Raw genomic sequence first — 16,679 nt, 5'->3', positions numbered from 1 at the left:
ATATCGACGTCGGCGATAAAGCTTTGAGTAGGGTTATTACCCGCTTTCCAAATGTGGTTGATGAGTGGTAAAGCGGAACAAAAAGGCAACGGAGAGCGCGTATGACAAAGGGACTTCTGGACGGCGATGACGGGCGGGTGCGGTGCGCATGGCCCGGCAATCTGGATGACTACCGCCGTTACCATGATACGGAGTGGGGCTATCCCGTCGTCAGCGACCAGCGCCTCTTCGAGAAGATCTGCCTCGAAGGCTTCCAGTCGGGCCTCTCCTGGCTCACCATCCTGCGCAAGCGCGAGGGGTTCCGCGCCGCCTTTGCCGGCTTCGATTTCGACAAGGTTGCCAATTTCGGCGATGACGACATCGCCCGCTGCCTTGCCGATGCCGGCATCGTGCGCCACCGCGGCAAGATCGTCTCGACGATCAACAATGCCCGCCGGGCGCAGGCGCTGCGCGATGAGTTCGGCACGCTCGCCCGCTATTTCTGGAGCTTCGAGCCGGGCCCGGGCGAACGGCCGGCACGGGTAGACTGGGAGACGATCGTCGCCAATCCGACGACACCCACCTCCGTCCGGCTTTCAAAGGACCTGAAGAAGCGCGGCTGGACCTTCGTCGGCCCCACCACCGTCTATGCCTTCATGCAGGCCATGGGCCTCGTCAACGATCACGTGGAAGGTTGTTTTTGCCGCGCGGAAGTCGAAGAGAAGAGAAATCAGCTGCAACGGCCATAATTCAGGACTTGCCGCCACAAATATATCTTTGATTCTACAGCGAATCATGTAGCTTGAGGTTGAGCGGCAAAATCATACATCGCAAGTTCTGGGGTCGGCGTACGCGTGCGTAGTAGCGACGTGCCGCTTTGTGCTGAATGATTTGGCATGAGGGGACAAATGGCGGCGAGCACACCTGCAATGGACGATTCTCGACTCGAGGGCTGGGCCTGTGACAAGGCGCAGGAGATCATGCTCCGGGAGGGCTTTCGCCTGATCCGGTCGGCAAGAAGCGGCACCAACACCGAAATTCGCGAAACAACGCTGCTGATGGCCCGGGCCATCGCGGCCTCGCTGGTCGAGGCCTCGGCGGCGCATCGCAATCCGGCAGCCGAGTGACGCATCAATCCATGGAACCGTAGAGAGGCCCGCCAGGAAATCGGCGGGCCTCTGCCGTTTTTCGACGTGCTTGCCGGGGGCTTGTCGCCGGCCGGCCGTTGGTGCGAGAACCCGCCTCGTCAGACGCGCGGCGTTGAGACGGGCGCCGAAACCAGGATCAGTTCAGCAGGTTCGGGCGCTCCGCGTTCATCTCGACGCACAGCCGCGCCACCGCGAACGTGCCGTTGATCGTGCCGCCCGCTTCTTCCGACTGGCCGAAGCAGAAAACGGGCCGGTAGAGGCCGGGACCGGGGCGGATCGTCGTGGCGAAGCTGAACGTGACCGGTGGCGTCGCCGCGTCCTCAAGCGCCTGCAGCACCTTCGCCCAGTCGGCGGGATCATAGAGGCGGATGAGATCCATGACGCCGCAGGGCGGGCCGGCTATGCCGTGCAGGAGCGCCGTCTCGGTCCCGAGCCGGAGCAGGCCGGTCGACAGTTCCGCGCTCCACTCCTCGCAGACGAAGGCGGTTTCGATCTCCCGGCAGTCCATGCCGGCAAGCTCCGCCACCTGGGCGAGGCGAGAGGCGGTCAGAGGCGATTTCAAGCTCATGCGGTCCGGTCCGAGAGGGTGTTGCCGCCGGCGGGCACCAGGTGCCGACGGGAAGGCACCGGTGCGGCTCGGTCGTTGCCGGTTGGAAAACATTCATGCGATCGCCGCTGGCCGCTTGCCAAACGGTTGTGATGATCGTTTACCTAGGCTCAAGGGTAATCGACATCGGGCTCATCAGAAAGCAGGCTCGCTGGTCGTTTGCTCGACTGAGGGATGCAGAAATCTATGCTTGCTTCCATGGGTTGAGTATGTCCGATTTCGTCCTCTCCACGGGCCATGACCTTATCGACCAGCTGCGCGCCTATCGCCTCAAGGTTGCGTTGACGCAGGACGACATTGCCTGGAAGCTCGGCTTCTCGCCGACGACCGTCTCGCGCTGGGAGCGCGGCGTCGCGGTGCCGGATCTGTGTGCTACCGGCGCTATCGTCGATTTCCTGCGCCGTGCCGACGCGCAGACCGAGCGTCGCCTGCTGAAGGCGATCCTCAACGCACGCGACAGCCGCAATCTCTGGGAGGGCCGCGACATCCGTTATCTCGGCGGCTCGCAGCAGGAGTATCGCGAAAGCCCGGAGATGCGTGCCGTCGTCGGAACCAGTATCCGCCGCTACATCACCGGCTCCTACCGCGACTGTCTGGAGGACCGGGCATTGGTGGCGGGCCTTTACGCCCGCGAGATCGCCAGCATCGAGATCTACGGCGGCACAGCACTGTCCGTCACCTCCATTCCGGAGGGCCATGTGCAGATGAAGCGGCTTTCCTTTCAGTCGGAAATGCGCGGCATCATTCGCGGCGACACCCATTCCATCCTCATCCCCGCCGCCGAAGCGCCGACGGCTTCTGCCGTCATCGTGCACAGTTGGGACGCGCTGTCGCGCCGACCGTGACGCCCCCGGGCGCTTCCGCCCTTGCCGCTGCCCGCCCAATCCGCTAGGGAAACCGCAACGGAAATACAGGAATTTCGGGTATCCCGATGAGCGAAAAGCAGAAAAAACCGCAGAAGCTGAAAGCCCGCCTGCCGCGCGGCTTCGTCGACCGTGACGCCGCGGACATCCGCGCCCTCACCGAAATGACCGCGAAGATCCGCGCGGTCTACGAGCACTACGGCTTCGATCCGGTCGAAACCCCGCTTTTCGAATATACCGACGCGCTCGGCAAGTTCCTGCCGGACAGCGACCGCCCGAACGAGGGCGTCTTCTCGCTGCAGGACGACGACGACCAGTGGATGAGCTTGCGCTACGACCTGACGGCGCCGCTCGCCCGCCATGTCGCGGAGAACTTCAACGAGATCCAGCTACCCTACCGCACCTATCGCGCCGGCTACGTCTTCCGCAACGAGAAGCCGGGTCCGGGCCGCTTCCGCCAGTTCATGCAGTTCGATGCCGATACGGTCGGCGCTGCCGGCGTGCAGGCGGATGCCGAAATGTGCATGATGTTCGCCGACACGATGGAAGCCCTCGGCATCGCCCGCGGTGACTACGTCATCCGTGTCAACAACCGCAAGGTTCTCGACGGCATGCTGGAGGTCGTGGGCCTTGGCGGCGAGGAAAACACGGCGCGCCGTCTCAATGCCCTGCGCGCGCTCGACAAGTTCGACAAGTTCGGCATTCCCGGCGTCCGCGAGCTTCTCGGCGCGGGGCGCAAGGACGAAAGCGGCGACTTCACCAAGGGCGTCGGCCTTGACCCTGCCGGGATCGAGCTGCTGGTCGGCGTGCTCGACACCGCGTCCTTCGGCGACAACCTCGAGACCGTCGCCTCGCTCGATAGCCGTTTCGGGCAGAACGAGCGCGCCCGCGAGGGCGTGGAGGAACTCGAGCAGATCGCAAAGCTCGTCGCGAGCGCCGGCTACGATGCCGGCCGCATCAAGGTCGATCCCTCCTGCGTGCGCGGCCTCGAATATTACACCGGTCCCGTCTTCGAGGCCGAGCTGCAGTTCGCCGTGACCAACGAGAAGGGCGAGAAGGTCGTCTTCGGCTCCGTCGGCGGCGGTGGCCGGTATGACGGCCTCGTGTCGCGCTTCATGGGGCAGCCGGTGCCGGCCACCGGCTTCTCCATCGGCGTTTCCCGCCTGATGACGGCCTTGAAGAACCTCGGCAAGCTCGGCCAGGACGAGGTCGTCGCCCCCGTGCTCGTCACGGTCATGGACGGCGACATCGAGAGCATGGGCCGCTACCAGCGCTTCACACAGGAACTGCGCGCTGCCGGCATCCGCGCCGAAATGTACCAGGGCAACTGGAAGAAGTTCGGCAATCAGCTGAAATATGCCGACCGCCGCGGCGCCCCCGTTGCGATCATCCAGGGCGGCGACGAACGCGCCGAAGGCCTCGTGCAGATCAAGGACCTGATCGAGGGCAAGCGCCTTTCCGGCGAGATCGAGGACAACATCGCCTGGCGCGAGGCCCGCGTGGCGCAGGTCTCCGTCCCGGAGGCCGAGCTCGTCGCCAGGGTTCGTGAAATCCTCGATGCACAGGCCGAAGACCGGGCGCGGGTCGGCTGATATGCCCCTCGTCAACCTTCCTGCTTTCGCGCCCGATCTCATCGCCGATCTCGAAGGGCTTGGCACGGAGCGTGTGGACACGCCGGTCATCCAGCCGGCGGAGCCCTTTCTCGACATGGCGGGCGAGGACCTCAGGCGGCGCATCTTCCTGACGGAGAGCGAGACAGGCAGGAGTCTGTGCCTCCGGCCCGAATTCACCATCCCGGTCTGCCTTCGCCATATCGAGACGGCGACCGGCACGCCCAAGCGCTATGCCTATCTCGGCGAGGTGTTCCGCCAGCGCCGCGAGGGCTCGAACGAGTTCTACCAGGCCGGCATCGAGGATCTCGGCGAGCCTGACGTCGCGAAGGCCGATGCGCGCGCGGTGCATGACGCCCTGGCCGTTCTCATGAACCGCCTGCCGGGCGTTGCATTCTCCGTGGTGCTCGGCGACCAGGCGGTCTTCGAGGCTGTCGTGGCGGCTTGCGGCCTGCCGGGCGGGTGGCAGAAGCGGCTCGTTCATGCCTTTGGCAACCAGGCACAGCTGCAGCGGCTGATGGCCGACCTTTCCAATCCGGCACGCGACGGCGTCTTCGGCCCGGAGGTCGACCGCCTCGCCATTCTCGGTAAGCTCGACGACGAGGCGACGCTGATCGCCCATATCGACGCGACGATGGAGGCGACCGGCTATTCCACCAATGCCAGCCGCAGCCCCGCCGATATCGCCCGGCGCCTGCGTGAGAAGATGGAACTGGCCAACACACGGCTCGATGCCCGCACGCTGGCGCTTCTCAAGGAGTTCCTGGCGCTGGAACTGAACCTTTCCGAGGCCCCGGGCGCACTCGCCGCCTTCGCGGAAAAGGCCGGCCTTTCGCTCGGCGCGGCACTCGAGCCGTTCGAAAGCCGCGTCGCGGCGCTCCGCGCCACCGGTGTCGATCCCGCGACGATCACCTATCGCGCCGCCTTCGGCCGCCCGCTCGACTATTATACCGGTCTCGTCTTCGAGATCGCGCCGGCCGGAGAAGCCCTGGTGCTTGCCGGCGGTGGTCGCTTCGACCGGCTGCTGACCCTGCTCGGGGCGAAGGAGCGCATTCCGGCCGTCGGCTTCTCGCTCTGGCTCGACCGTATCGCGGGCGTGAAGGGGGCTGCCGCATGACCATTACCATCGGCCTTCCCTCCAAGGGACGCATGAAGGAAGACAGCTCCGCCGTGCTCGCGCGCGCCGGTTTCTCCGTTGTCGCCGTCGGCAACGACCGCTCCTATCGCGGCCGCATCGAGGGACGCGACGATATCGAGATTGCCTTCCTCTCGGCCTCCGAAATCTCCCGCGAGATCGCCAACGGCACCGTCGATTTCGGCGTGACCGGTGAGGATCTGGTGCGCGAGGGGCTGGCGGAGGCGGATGCCCGCGTCGAATTCTGCGCCCGCCTCGGCTTCGGCCATGCGGATGTCGTCGTCGCCGTGCCGGAAATCTGGCTCGACGTCGATACGATGGCCGATCTCGGCGACGTCGCGCAGGATTTTCGTGCCCGCCATGGCCGGCGTCTCACCATCGCAACGAAATACTGGCGCCTCACGCAGCAGTTCTTTTCCGGCAATCACGGCATCCAGCTCTACCGCATCGTCGAGAGCTTGGGGGCGACCGAGGGGGCGCCGGCCTCGGGCTCGGCCGACATCATCGTCGATATCACCTCGACCGGCTCGACGCTGACAGCCAACCATCTGAAGATCCTCTCCGACGGCGTGATCCTCAAGTCGGAAGCCTGCCTCGTGCGCGCCCGCAAGGCAGAGCACGAGGGCGATGCGGTGATCGCCGAAATCATCACGCGGGTGCGCGGCGCACTCTGAAGGCTCGGCATGCGGCGAGAGGCGGCCGGCTGCTGCTGGCCCTCTTTCCTCGACCGGAAAATTCCCGCGCCACCCTGACATCGTTCGGCGATCTGTCCTATCTATGAGGTCCCATCGCAAGGAGTCCTCCATGGCAGACCTGTCGTCCTTCCCCATCACCAAGACGTGGCCCGCAAAGAACCCCGACATCATCCAGCTCTATTCCCTGCCGACGCCGAACGGCGTGAAGGTATCGATCGCGCTGGAGGAGCTTGGTCTGCCCTATGAGGCGCACCGCATCGAGTTCGGGCCGGAGGGCGTCAAGTCGGCGGACTTCATCTCGCTGAACCCGAACGGCCGCATCCCCGCGATCATCGATCCGAACGGCCCGGGCGGCAAGCCGATCGGCCTCTTCGAATCGGGCGCGATCCTCGTCTACCTTGCCGAGAAGACCGGCAAGCTCATTCCGGCCGATGCCGCCGGACGCTACGAGACGCTTGCCTGGGTCATGTTCCAGATGAGTGGCGTCGGGCCGATGTTCGGCCAGTTCGGCCATTTCTACAAGTTCGCCGCCGACAAGGTGGCCAACAATTCTTATCCTGCCGAGCGTTACCGCGACGAAGCCAAGCGCCTGCTTTCTATCCTCGAAGACCGCCTGAAGGATCGCCAGTGGATCATGGGCGACGAATACACCATCGCCGACATCACGACCTTCCCGTGGATCCGCGGCGCTGATGTCTTCTATGGCGGTCGCGCGGCGCTGGACTATGCAGGCTTCCCGGCCGTGATGGCCTGGCTGGAGCGCTGCCTGGCCCGCCCGGCGGCCATCAAGGGCCTGGAGATTCCGGCAAAAGCCTGACGCAAACGAAAAATCGGGCGGCGCGGCGGTGCGTTGACGCCATCCGCCGCGCCGGGCTACCTCTGCCGGAGGCAAAAACAGAATGAAAACGGGACGGAAGACATCGTGACGGGAAGACTGGTTGTTGCGGGTGGCGGTCAGGCCGCCTTTGCCCTGGTTGCCAAACTGCGTGCGCTGAAGGACGAGCGGCCGATCACCATCATCGCCGCCGAGGCGAGCCATCCCTATCAGCGCCCGCCGCTCTCCAAGAAATACCTGCTCGGCGAGGCGGACCTCGGCCGGCTGATGTTCCGGCCGGAGAGCTGGTACCCGGACAACAATGTCGAGATCCGCCTTTCGACCGAAATCACCGCCATCGACCGCGCCGCAAAGACGGTGACGCTCAGCGACGGCTCGACGCTGCACTACGGCGTGCTGGCGCTCGCCACCGGCGCGACGCCGCGCCGCCTGCCGGCCGAGATCGGCGGCGACCTCGACGGCGTCTTCACCGTGCGCGACTACCGTGATGCCGACCGCCTCGGCCTCGAAATGCAGGACGGTCGCCGGGCGCTCGTCGTCGGCGGCGGCTATATCGGCCTTGAAGCGGCGGCGGTCGCACGGGGCAGGGGGCTGCACGTCACCGTCATCGAGATGGCCGACCGCATCCTTGCCCGTGTCGCCTCGCCGGCAACCGCCACGATCCTCAAGGCGATCCATACGGCGCGCGGCGTCGATGTGCGGGAAAAGACCGGCCTCGTCCGGCTGCTCGGCGAAAACGGCCGGGTCACCGGTGCGGAGCTTTCCGATGGCTTCGTCCTGCCCGTCGACGTGGTGATCGCCGGCATCGGCGTTGCCGCGAATGACCAGCTGGCGCGCGATGCCGGGCTGGAGGTCGCGAACGGCATCGTCGTCGATGCCCAGGCCCGCACCTCGGATCCGGCGATCTTCGCCATGGGCGACTGCGCGGTGCTGCCCTTCAAGGGCAGCCGGGTTCGGCTCGAATCCGTGCAGAACGCGGTTGACCAGGCCGAGGCCGCTGCCGCGGTCATTGCCGGTGGCGAGGCGCCTTACGAGCCGAAACCGTGGTTCTGGTCCGACCAGTATGACGTCAAGCTGCAGATCGCCGGCTTCTGCATGGGGTTCGACGACACCTTTGTGCGCCCTGGTGCGCGCGAGGGCAGCGTCTCCGTCTGGTACTTCCGTGCAGGCAGGTTGATCGCCGTCGATGCGGTCAACGATGCCAAGGCCTATGTGGTCGGCAAGAAGCTGATCGAGATGGAGCGCACGCCCGAGCGTGCAGCCCTGGAGGATCCCGCGACGGATCTCAAGGCCCTGACGCTCTGAAGGCCGGTGTACGCGCAGGTTGAGCGAAATGTTTGTTCCCTGTTGGAACAGTTGTGCCGGTTTGATTTTTATTAAGTATGAACTAACGTAAGGGAGGCCGGATTTTGCCCGGCTCCCACAATTCATTGATTTTTTAGGGTTGTCCGGCTGATTGGAGCGATCTTGCCTCCCCTCGGTGACCTTTATGCTCCGCATCTTGACCTGCATTACCGTCGAGCACGACTTGAGACTTGTCCTGCTCGCTGCTCTGATCTGCTTCCTGTCCTGCTATGTTGCCGTGACGCTGATGCAAAGGGCGGGGGTGGCCAAGGGGACCGCGCGTACCCTGTGGCTGGGCGTTGCCGGTGCGTCGAGCGGCTTCGGCATCTGGGCGACCCATTTCATCGCGATGCTGGCTTATGATCCCGGCGTGCTCATGGGCTTCGATATGGAGCTCACGATCGCTTCGCTGGCTATCGCGATCGTCGTCACGACGATCGGCCTTGCCGTCGCTGCCTACTTTGCCGGTACGGTCGCGGCTGTCGCCGGTGGGCTCCTGCTCGGTGCAGGCATCACCTCCATGCACTATATTGGCATGGCTGCAATGGAGGTGCCGGGGACCATTCATTGGGATACGGCCTATGTCGTGGCGTCCATCATATGTGCGGGTCTCTTCGGCGCGCTTGCACTTGTCTTCTGCATGCGCCCGCAGGCGCGCTTGCGCGACCGCGCGCTTGCCACCGTGCTGATGGCCCTGGGCGTCGTTTCGCTGCATTTCACCGCCATGGCGGCCGTGACCATCGAGCCCGGCCTGATGCCGGCGCCCGACGACACGATGTTGTCGACCAGCCTGATGGTGCCGCTGATCGCCGCCGTGGCCCTGTCGTTGCTCTTCACCGGCCTGACGGCCGCCGTTTTCGCCCGGCAGGCCGAGCTTGCCGCCAACGAGAGCACGCGCCAGTTCGCGATGCTCGTGCAGGGCGTCAAGGACTACGCCATCTACATGCTCGACCCGGAAGGCCGCGTCGCCAACTGGAACGAGGGGGCGGAGCGCAACAAGGGCTACAAGGCGCATGAGGTCGTCGGCCAGCATTTCTCCCGCTTCTACGGCGAGGAAGACCGCGCGGCCGGCGTGCCGGAGCGGGCTTTGACCACCGCACGGGAAGAGGGCAAGTACGAGAGCGAAGGTTGGCGCTATCGCAAGGACGGCTCGCGCTTCTGGGCAAATGTGGTGCTGGACGCGATCTACGACACGGGCGGCGCACTCGTCGGCTATGCCAAGATCACCAAGGACGTGACGAAGGAAAAGGCCGATGCCGACCGTCTCGCCGAGGTGACGAAGAACCTTGACCTCGCACTGGAGAACATGTCGCAGGGCCTTTGCCTATTCGACAAGGACGAGCGCCTGCTGCTTGCCAACAAGCGCTACAGCGAACTCTTCGGCTTCCCGGAAGGCCGTGTCCGCCCCGGCATGACGCTGCGCGAGATCGTCGACCAGGGCGTCGCCGACGTCTTCGTCGATCCGGCAATCTGGAAGCCGCGGGCGCGCGACATGTACGCCCGACGCCGGGCGGCCATTCTGGCCAATGATGGCGGCGTTCTTGTCGAGAAGCTGTCGAATGGCGTTTCCGTGCAGCTGCGCTACCGCACGCTGCCGGATGGTGCCTGGGTTGCCACCTATGAGGACATTTCCGAACGGCTGCGCTCGGAGGAGCAGATCTCCTTCCTCGCCCGCCACGACAGCCTTACGGGCCTGCCGAACCGTGCGAACTTCAACAACCGCCTCGAAGCCGATCTGGATTCGGCACGCCGGTCCGGCAGCAAGGTGGCGGTGATCGGTATCGACCTCGACAAGTTCAAGGAAATCAACGACACGCGTGGCCATGCGGCCGGCGACGAGGTGCTGATGACGCTGTCGAAGCGCATGCAGGCCTGCCTCGAGGCAGATGAAACCGTCGCCCGTTTCGGCGGCGACGAATTTGCCGCCGCCAAGCGTTTCGAGGATATCGCCGAACTCCACGACTTCATCCAGCGGCTGGAAGCCTGCCTGCATGAGGAAATCCGCATCGACGGCTACGACATCAAGCCGGGTGCGAGCCTCGGCGTCGCGATCTATCCGCAGGATGCCGACAATCTCGAAGCTCTCCTCAACAATGCCGACCTTGCCATGTACCGTGCCAAGGACGCGCTGACTGAACGGGTCTGCTTCTACGAGGTCTCGATGGACGAGGCCGCCCGCAGCCGTCGCCTCATCGCCAACGATCTCTGGCAGGCGGTCGAGCGCAATGAGCTGCAACTGCACTACCAGGTGCAGAAGGCGGTCAATTCCGGCGATACGATCGGCTACGAGGTGCTGCTGCGCTGGCACCATCCCGTGCGCGGCACCATACCGCCGAGCGACTTCATCCCGATCGCGGAAGAATGCGGGGCCATCCTGCCGATCGGCGAATGGGTGCTGCGCGAAGCCTGCCGCGAGGCGGCGACCTGGAACAACGGGCACAAGATCGCCGTCAACCTGTCGCCGGTACAGCTCGGCAATGCCGACGTCGCTGACCTCGTGCACCGGGTGCTGCTGGACACCGGCCTCAGCCCGCACCGGCTGGAGCTGGAAATCACGGAATCGACCATTATCGGCGACAAGGAGCGCGCCCTCCAGACCCTCCGCCGCATCAAGGCCTTCGGCGTCACCATCGCCATCGACGATTTTGGCACGGGCTATTCCTCGCTGGAAACCCTGCGCGCCTTCCCCTTCGACAAGATCAAGCTCGACCGCAGCTTCATGAGCGAGGTGGAGGCGAGCCCCGAAGCGAAGGCCATCATCCGCGCCATCCTGGCGCTCGGCCAGACGCTGCGCGTGCCGGTTCTGGCGGAAGGCGTGGAAACGCGCAGCCAGCTCGACATCCTGCTCGACGAGGGCTGCGACGAGGCGCAGGGCTACTTCCTCGGCCGGCCGGTTCCGGTGGAGCGCATCCGCCCGGATCTCGACGCGAGCGAGGCGGCCTGAGCCGCCTTACTGTCGCTTGAAGCGGCGGCCGGCGAGGTCGATCTGGAAGCGGGGGAAGATGAAGACGCCGATGATGGAGCCGGCGTATTTTTCCTCGAGGCCTGTCGATTCCCCGACGCAGAACACCGGCTGGCGCGGCGCGCCGTCGAGATGAATGGTCGTGGAGAAGCAGAAGGACGAGGAGGACGCCGCTGCCTGCTCGAAGAGCTCCAGCACGCGCGTGCGATCCAGCGGCTCGTAGCAGCGGATGAGGTTCAGAAGGCCGCAGGCGCGCTGCGGCAGGCCATGCGCCATCGCCGCCTTGTCACCCAGCGTGAAGAGGCCGTTGGAAAGATCACCGGTCCAGCGCTCCGTCACGCAATATTGCGTGAGCAGTTCATTGTCCGTCTCGTCGAACTCCATCGAGCCCGGCAGAAAGGGCGACGAGAGATCAGTCTTGATTATTTTGAACACCTACGACCTCAGGCAGTTGCTCGAATTTGGCCGACATGTCTCGCCCTTGATGGCGCAAAACACGCTAAAAAGTAGTGCCGGCTGACAACCATCGAAGCCCGCCGAACCACTTTCTCATGTACAGAACTGCGCCCGGCTCCGTTTTTGCTATCGGATCGGACGTACGCGTGAAGACCGCCGCTGACCTTCATGCAGGTCCCCCGGCGGTTTCTTTCCAATGCTTGGGGACATCCGGCTGCACGACAAATCGACTGCAATACCGTCGATTTTCAGCGCCTGAACCCCGGTGAATCTTTAAAGTTCACTTGGTGCGTCTTTATAGTTGGTTTTTTGATACCATCAACGACTTTTTGATAATTATTGTACAAATGGAAAAATTCTTTTCACGGTAACGATGCAGGTCCTCTGCCGCCCCAAAAGCAAAAAGGGCGGCCCGAAGACCGCCCTTTCCGAACTGAACCTGATGGCTCAGATGCAGGACCCGAAGGTCTTACATCATGTCCATGCCGCCAGTTCAGCGCGCTTGACGCGCTGAACCAACTTTAATGCATGGGGAAGCTTGATGGTCACGCTGTAATAGGCTTTCGCCTATCACATCATGTCCATACCGCCCATGCCGCCCATGCCGCCAGGCATGCCGCCCGGTGCATCCTTCTTCGGCAGTTCGGCGATCATGGCTTCCGTCGTGATCAGCAGCGAGGCAACCGAAGCGGCGTTCTGCAGAGCCGTGCGGACAACCTTGACCGGATCGACGATGCCGAGCGAGATCAGGTCGCCGTATTCGCCGGTCTGGGCGTTGTAGCCGTAGTTGTCTTCGTTCTTGTCGAGGATCTTGCCGACGACGATCGAAGCTTCGTCACCAGCGTTCTCGGCGATCTGGCGAACCAGGGCCTGGAGCGCCTTGCGAACGATGTTGATGCCAGCTTCCTGGTCATCGTTTTCGCCCTTGGCGGAGATCTTCGTGGAAGAACGGAGCAGGGCAACGCCGCCGCCCGGTACGATGCCTTCCTGAACGGCAGCGCGCGTCGCGTTGAGGGCGTCGTCGATGCGGTCCTTCTTTTCCTTCACTTCGACTTCCGTCGAGCCGCCGACGCGGATGACGGCAACGCCGCCAGCGAGCTTGGCAAGACGTTCCTGCAGCTTCTCGCGGTCGTAGTCGGAGGTGGTTTCTTCGATCTGGGCCTTGATCTGCGCGACGCGGCCTTCGATTTCAGCCTTCTGGCCGGCACCGTCGACGATCGTCGTGTTTTCCTTGGAGATCGAAACCTTCTTCGAACGGCCGAGCATGTCGAGCGTTACGTTTTCGAGCTTGATGCCGAGGTCTTCGGAGATGACCGTGCCGCCCGTCAGGATGGCGATGTCTTCGAGCATGGCCTTGCGGCGGTCGCCGAAGCCGGGAGCCTTGACGGCAGCGATCTTGAGGCCGCCACGCAGCTTGTTGACGACGAGCGTAGCAAGGGCTTCGCCTTCGACGTCTTCAGCGATGATGACGAGCGGCTTGCCGGTCTGGACGACGGCTTCGAGAACCGGGAGCATCGCCTGGAGGTTCGAGAGCTTCTTCTCGTGCAGGAGAATGAAAGCGTCTTCGAGGTCGGCGACCATCTTTTCCGGGTTGGTCACGAAGTAGGGCGACAGGTAGCCGCGGTCGAACTGCATGCCTTCGACGACTTCGAGTTCGGTTTCGGCGGTCTTGGCTTCTTCAACCGTGATGACGCCTTCGTTGCCGACCTTCTGCATGGCTTCGGCAATGTCGAGACCGACCTGCTTGTCGCCGTTTGCGGAGATCGTGCCGACCTGGGCGACTTCTTCCGAGGTGTTGATCTTCTTGGCCTTGGCCTGGAGATCCTTGACGACTTCGGCGACGGCGAGATCGATGCCGCGCTTCAGGTCCATCGGGTTCATGCCGGCGGCAACGGCCTTGTGGCCTTCGCGAACGATAGCCTGGGCAAGAACGGTTGCGGTCGTCGTGCCGTCGCCGGCGATGTCGTTGGTCTTGGAAGCAACTTCACGGACGAGCTGGGCGCCCATGTTCTCGAACTTGTCTTCCAGTTCGATTTCCTTGGCGACGGAAACGCCGTCCTTGGTGATGCGCGGTGCGCCGAAGGACTTGTCGATAACGACGTTGCGACCCTTCGGGCCGAGCGTTACCTTCACTGCGTCTGCGAGGACGTCGACGCCACGCAGCATCTTTTCGCGCGCGGTGCGGCCGAATTTGACTTCTTTGGCTGCCATTGTGAGAACTCCTGAAGAGGTGTCAGCTGAATTGGAAAGGGATTACCGGCAGATCAGCCGATGATGCCCATGATGTCGGCTTCCTTCATGATCAGAAGGTCTTCGCCGTCGAGCTTGACTTCGGTGCCCGACCACTTGCCGAACAGAACGCGGTCGCCAGCCTTGACGTCGAGTGCGACGACCTTGCCGGATTCATCACGGGCGCCGGAGCCGACGGCGACGACTTCGCCTTCCTGCGGCTTTTCCTTGGCGGTGTCCGGAATGATGATGCCGCCCTTGGTCTTGGCTTCGGATTCGACGCGACGAACGACGACGCGGTCGTGAAGCGGGCGGAAGGTGGTGCTTGCCATTGTCTTATCCCTCGATCAAATGACATTGCGGATCGCGAGATGGATCCGGTGGATTGATGTTAGCACTCGTCTTTCATGAGTGCTAGCGATGCCGAGATAGGCGGCGGGGCGGTTGGAGTCAAGAACGGCGCCTCCAAAATATTTCGCCCGGAATGGTTACGCAGCCGCCAGATGGGAGCGCCATCGCACGCCATCAAGACGCCGCGATGAATTTTCGGCAGTTTGCCGGTGGATGGGGCAAAATTGTGTGGAGAGGCTTGTTTTCTTGCCCCCGCTTTGCGATGTCAGCCGGGCTCGACCTTGATACGGGAATCCCCTGATGGCTCAACGCATCCAATCCTTCAGCGACATCACGCAGCATTACGACGTGGCCCTCTGCGACGTCTGGGGTGTCCTGCACAATGGCGTCGAAGCCTTTTCCTATGCATCGGAAGCCCTTGCTGCGGCCCGCGCCGCTGGCCTTGCCGTCGTGCTGATCACCAATTCGCCGCGCCCGCATCCCGGTGTAAAGGTGCAAATCCGCGGCCTCGGCGTCACCGACGACGCCTATGACCGCATCGTCACCTCGGGCGACGTCACCCGTGCGCTGATCGCGGAAGGGCCGAAGAAGATCTATTTCATCGGTGCCGAAAAGGACCTGCCTCTGCTCGACGGCCTCGATGTCGAACCGGTCGGGCTGGACGAAGCGGGCATCGTGGTTTGCGCAGGCTTGCGCAGCGACGAGACGGAAACTGTCGAGGATTACCGCGCCGAGCTGACGGCGCTTGCGGCGCGGAAGCTGCCCTTCATCTGCGCCAATCCCGATCTCGTCGTCGAGCGCGGCCACCGGCTCATCCCCTGTGCCGGTGCGATCGCCAAGCTCTTCGAGGAGCTGGGCGGCACGAGCCAGATCGCCGGCAAGCCGCATCGGCCGATCTACGAGAAATCGATTGCCGAGGCGCGCGACGTGCATGGCGATTTCGATCTCTCACGGGTGATCGCCATCGGCGACGGCATGCCGACGGACGTGCGCGGCGCGGAAGCCTTCGGGCTCGATGTGCTCTATATTTCGGGCGGCATCCACGCGCAGCATTATGTCGAGGCCGGCCGCACCGACGAGGCGAAGCTTTCGGCCTTCCTGAAGGAGGAGGGCACTCACCCGAAATGGTGGATGCCCCGGCTGCAGTGACGGAGACGGTCGTCATGACGGTTTTTCACAGGAACGAGACGAAGGAGCCGCTGCCGGAGCACCTGCGCGGCGGCGTCATCGCCATCGGCAATTTCGACGGCGTGCACCGCGGCCACCAGGCCGTGCTGCAACGCGCGCTCGACATTGCGAAAGACCGCGGCATCCCCGCGCTGGTGCTGACCTTCGAGCCGCATCCGCGCACGGTCTTCCGTCCAGAGCGCCCGGTCTTCCGGCTGACGCCGGCGCCGTTGAAGGCCCGCATCCTTGAAGGCATGGGCTTTTCCGCCGTCATCGAATATCCGTTCGATCGCAGCTTCTCCGAAATGTCGGCGAACGACTTCATCAACGCCGTGCTGCTGGACTGGCTGCACGCCTCCGAAGTCGTCACCGGCTTCGACTTCCACTTCGGCAAGGGCAGGGAGGGTGGTCCGGCCTTCCTGATGACCGCCGGCGAGGGCAACGGGTTCGGCGTCACACTGGTCGATGCTTTTCGCGACGAAAACGCCTCGGTCATCTCCTCCAGTTTCATCCGCGCCCTGCTTGGCGAAGGCGCCGTCACCGAGGCCGCCGGCCAGCTCGGCTATCGCTATACGGTGGAGGCCGAGGTCATCGACGGCAAGAAGCTCGGCCGCACGCTCGGCTATCCGACCGCCAACATGCAGCTTCCGCCGGAAGTGGAGCTGCGCAACGGCATCTACGCCGTGCGCTTCCGCCGCCCCGACGGCAGCCTCCACGACGGCGTCGCCAGCTACGGCCGCCGCCCGACGGTCACCTCGAACGGCGTTCCGCTGCTCGAAACCTTCCTCTTCGATTTCTCCGGCGATCTCTACGGCGAAGTCTCTGCCGTCTCCTTCTTCGGTCATCTGCGCGACGAACTGAAGTTCGATGGCCTCGATGCGCTGGTCGTGCAGATGAAGCGCGACGAGGAGGAGGCGCGGGCGCTGTTGTCGGGCGTCACGCCGCTCGGGGTCGTCGACCAGCGGCTCTGTTTCTGAGCGCAAACTTTGCCCCTCACCCTAACCCTCTCCCCGCAAGCGGGGAGAGGGGACTTGCCCAACGAACTGGTATTGGTTGGGGAAAACGGTACGGCATATCCCCTTCGCCCCGCTTGCGGGGAGAAGGTGGCCGGCAGGCCGGATGAGGGGCCGTTCCTCCGGCGGGGCGGCGGGGGACCCAAATATAAGCCACCCGTCTTTTCAAACGACCGAAAACGCCGTAAGACCGCGCGCATGATGCTCAACCGGCTGACCATCGATCTGCGAATTAGTGGCCCGGCCTTCCGCGCGCTCTGAGCGAGGCCGGAAGGTCCGGGATTT

16 protein-coding genes are annotated in these 16,679 nt (G+C 63.9%); 12 read left to right on the top strand and 4 right to left on the bottom strand.

All coding sequences use genetic code 11. The features are described from left to right. Nucleotides 1–101: 101 nt before the first annotated feature. Nucleotides 102–728 carry a DNA-3-methyladenine glycosylase I gene (locus EXZ48_RS23465; protein ID WP_024271043.1) on the top strand — a complete coding sequence of 209 codons (627 nt, stop codon included), beginning with the start codon at nt 102–104 and terminating at the stop codon, nt 726–728. 159 nt (nt 729–887) lie between these two features. After that, a complete protein-coding gene (locus EXZ48_RS23460; protein WP_130518699.1) occupies nt 888–1,106 on the top strand; it encodes a hypothetical protein in 219 nt (72 codons plus the stop codon). A 157-nt stretch (nt 1,107–1,263) separates the two neighbouring features. On the opposite strand, the gene EXZ48_RS23455 is transcribed toward EXZ48_RS23460, so the two are convergent. Further along, nucleotides 1,264–1,695, bottom strand: coding sequence for a hypothetical protein (locus EXZ48_RS23455; RefSeq protein ID WP_023517095.1), 432 nt, complete (start codon nt 1,693–1,695; stop codon nt 1,264–1,266). A gap of 248 nt (nt 1,696–1,943) precedes the next feature. On the opposite strand from EXZ48_RS23455, the gene EXZ48_RS23450 reads away from it, so the two are divergent. The 7 genes from EXZ48_RS23450 to EXZ48_RS23420 all read left to right on the top strand — a co-directional run bounded on the left by EXZ48_RS23450 (nt 1,944) and on the right by EXZ48_RS23420 (nt 11,160). After that, complete coding sequence (locus tag EXZ48_RS23450; protein WP_165909395.1) at nt 1,944–2,579, top strand: helix-turn-helix transcriptional regulator; 636 nt, start codon at nt 1,944–1,946, stop codon at nt 2,577–2,579. An 86-nt stretch (nt 2,580–2,665) separates the two neighbouring features. After that, nucleotides 2,666–4,189 carry a histidine--tRNA ligase gene (gene hisS / locus EXZ48_RS23445; protein ID WP_050743397.1) on the top strand — a complete coding sequence of 508 codons (1,524 nt, stop codon included), beginning with the start codon at nt 2,666–2,668 and terminating at the stop codon, nt 4,187–4,189. 1 nt (nt 4,190) lies between these two features. Further along, nucleotides 4,191–5,324, top strand: a complete 1,134-nt coding sequence (locus EXZ48_RS23440; RefSeq protein WP_023516047.1) for an ATP phosphoribosyltransferase regulatory subunit — start codon at nt 4,191–4,193, stop codon at nt 5,322–5,324. Beyond that, on the top strand, nt 5,321–6,016 hold the full coding sequence (hisG, locus tag EXZ48_RS23435) for an ATP phosphoribosyltransferase (RefSeq protein ID WP_023516046.1): 696 nt from the start codon (nt 5,321–5,323) through the stop codon (nt 6,014–6,016). The genes EXZ48_RS23440 and hisG overlap by 4 nt, the downstream gene beginning before the upstream one ends. A 130-nt stretch (nt 6,017–6,146) precedes the next feature. Beyond that, entirely contained in the window at nt 6,147–6,854 is a 708-nt protein-coding gene (locus tag EXZ48_RS23430; RefSeq protein ID WP_130518696.1) for a glutathione S-transferase C-terminal domain-containing protein, read from the top strand. A gap of 105 nt (nt 6,855–6,959) precedes the next feature. Continuing rightward, the gene (locus EXZ48_RS23425; protein WP_130518694.1) at nt 6,960–8,177 is read left to right on the top strand and encodes an NAD(P)/FAD-dependent oxidoreductase; all 1,218 of its coding nucleotides are present in this window, start codon (nt 6,960–6,962) and stop codon (nt 8,175–8,177) included. Between the two features lie 184 nt (nt 8,178–8,361). Then, complete coding sequence (locus EXZ48_RS23420) at nt 8,362–11,160, top strand: EAL domain-containing protein (RefSeq protein WP_130518692.1); 2,799 nt, start codon at nt 8,362–8,364, stop codon at nt 11,158–11,160. A gap of 6 nt (nt 11,161–11,166) precedes the next feature. On the opposite strand, the gene EXZ48_RS23415 is transcribed toward EXZ48_RS23420, so the two are convergent. From EXZ48_RS23415 to groES, 3 genes are all read right to left on the bottom strand, one after another. Next, entirely contained in the window at nt 11,167–11,613 is a 447-nt protein-coding gene (locus EXZ48_RS23415) for a hypothetical protein (protein ID WP_050743398.1), read from the bottom strand. Between the two features lie 591 nt (nt 11,614–12,204). Beyond that, complete coding sequence (gene groL, locus EXZ48_RS23410) at nt 12,205–13,845, bottom strand: chaperonin GroEL (RefSeq protein WP_023517468.1); 1,641 nt, start codon at nt 13,843–13,845, stop codon at nt 12,205–12,207. A 53-nt stretch (nt 13,846–13,898) separates the two neighbouring features. Beyond that, a complete protein-coding gene (groES, locus tag EXZ48_RS23405; protein ID WP_119254427.1) occupies nt 13,899–14,195 on the bottom strand; it encodes a co-chaperone GroES in 297 nt (98 codons plus the stop codon). Nucleotides 14,196–14,514: 319 nt separating this feature from the next. Between groES and EXZ48_RS23400 the strand changes: the two genes are divergently transcribed. From EXZ48_RS23400 to EXZ48_RS23390, 3 genes are read left to right on the top strand one after another with little or no spacing between them, the layout of a single operon-like run. After that, nucleotides 14,515–15,363: a TIGR01459 family HAD-type hydrolase gene (locus EXZ48_RS23400; protein ID WP_023517185.1), complete on the top strand. Its 849-nt coding sequence runs from the start codon at nt 14,515–14,517 to the stop codon at nt 15,361–15,363. Between the two features lie 14 nt (nt 15,364–15,377). After that, entirely contained in the window at nt 15,378–16,358 is a 981-nt protein-coding gene (locus EXZ48_RS23395) for a bifunctional riboflavin kinase/FAD synthetase (protein WP_130518690.1), read from the top strand. A 54-nt stretch (nt 16,359–16,412) separates the two neighbouring features. Then, a complete protein-coding gene (locus tag EXZ48_RS23390; RefSeq protein WP_165909391.1) occupies nt 16,413–16,655 on the top strand; it encodes a hypothetical protein in 243 nt (80 codons plus the stop codon). Nucleotides 16,656–16,679 lie beyond the last annotated feature (24 nt).

Source organism: Shinella sp. JR1-6 (assembly GCF_004284735.1).
In the GTDB taxonomy this organism is placed as follows: domain Bacteria; phylum Pseudomonadota; class Alphaproteobacteria; order Rhizobiales; family Rhizobiaceae; genus Shinella.
Note: the sequence above shows the minus strand (reverse complement) of the source record. Positions and strands in the feature narration are given on the sequence as shown.

What these genes read in the sequence shown, in the direction of transcription:
- EXZ48_RS23465 (WP_024271043.1), top strand. Translation starts at nt 102, where the DNA reads ATGACAAAGGGACTTCTGGACGGCGATGACGGGCGGGTGCGGTGCGCA.
- EXZ48_RS23460 (WP_130518699.1), top strand. Translation starts at nt 888, where the DNA reads ATGGCGGCGAGCACACCTGCAATGGACGATTCTCGACTCGAGGGCTGG.
- EXZ48_RS23455 (WP_023517095.1), bottom strand. Translation starts at nt 1,695, where the DNA reads ATGAGCTTGAAATCGCCTCTGACCGCCTCTCGCCTCGCCCAGGTGGCG.
- EXZ48_RS23450 (WP_165909395.1), top strand. Translation starts at nt 1,944, where the DNA reads ATGTCCGATTTCGTCCTCTCCACGGGCCATGACCTTATCGACCAGCTG.
- hisS (WP_050743397.1), top strand. Translation starts at nt 2,666, where the DNA reads ATGAGCGAAAAGCAGAAAAAACCGCAGAAGCTGAAAGCCCGCCTGCCG.
- EXZ48_RS23440 (WP_023516047.1), top strand. Translation starts at nt 4,191, where the DNA reads ATGCCCCTCGTCAACCTTCCTGCTTTCGCGCCCGATCTCATCGCCGAT.
- hisG (WP_023516046.1), top strand. Translation starts at nt 5,321, where the DNA reads ATGACCATTACCATCGGCCTTCCCTCCAAGGGACGCATGAAGGAAGAC.
- EXZ48_RS23430 (WP_130518696.1), top strand. Translation starts at nt 6,147, where the DNA reads ATGGCAGACCTGTCGTCCTTCCCCATCACCAAGACGTGGCCCGCAAAG.
- EXZ48_RS23420 (WP_130518692.1), top strand. Translation starts at nt 8,362, where the DNA reads ATGCTCCGCATCTTGACCTGCATTACCGTCGAGCACGACTTGAGACTT.
- groL (WP_023517468.1), bottom strand. Translation starts at nt 13,845, where the DNA reads ATGGCAGCCAAAGAAGTCAAATTCGGCCGCACCGCGCGCGAAAAGATG.
- groES (WP_119254427.1), bottom strand. Translation starts at nt 14,195, where the DNA reads ATGGCAAGCACCACCTTCCGCCCGCTTCACGACCGCGTCGTCGTTCGT.
- EXZ48_RS23400 (WP_023517185.1), top strand. Translation starts at nt 14,515, where the DNA reads ATGGCTCAACGCATCCAATCCTTCAGCGACATCACGCAGCATTACGAC.
- EXZ48_RS23395 (WP_130518690.1), top strand. Translation starts at nt 15,378, where the DNA reads ATGACGGTTTTTCACAGGAACGAGACGAAGGAGCCGCTGCCGGAGCAC.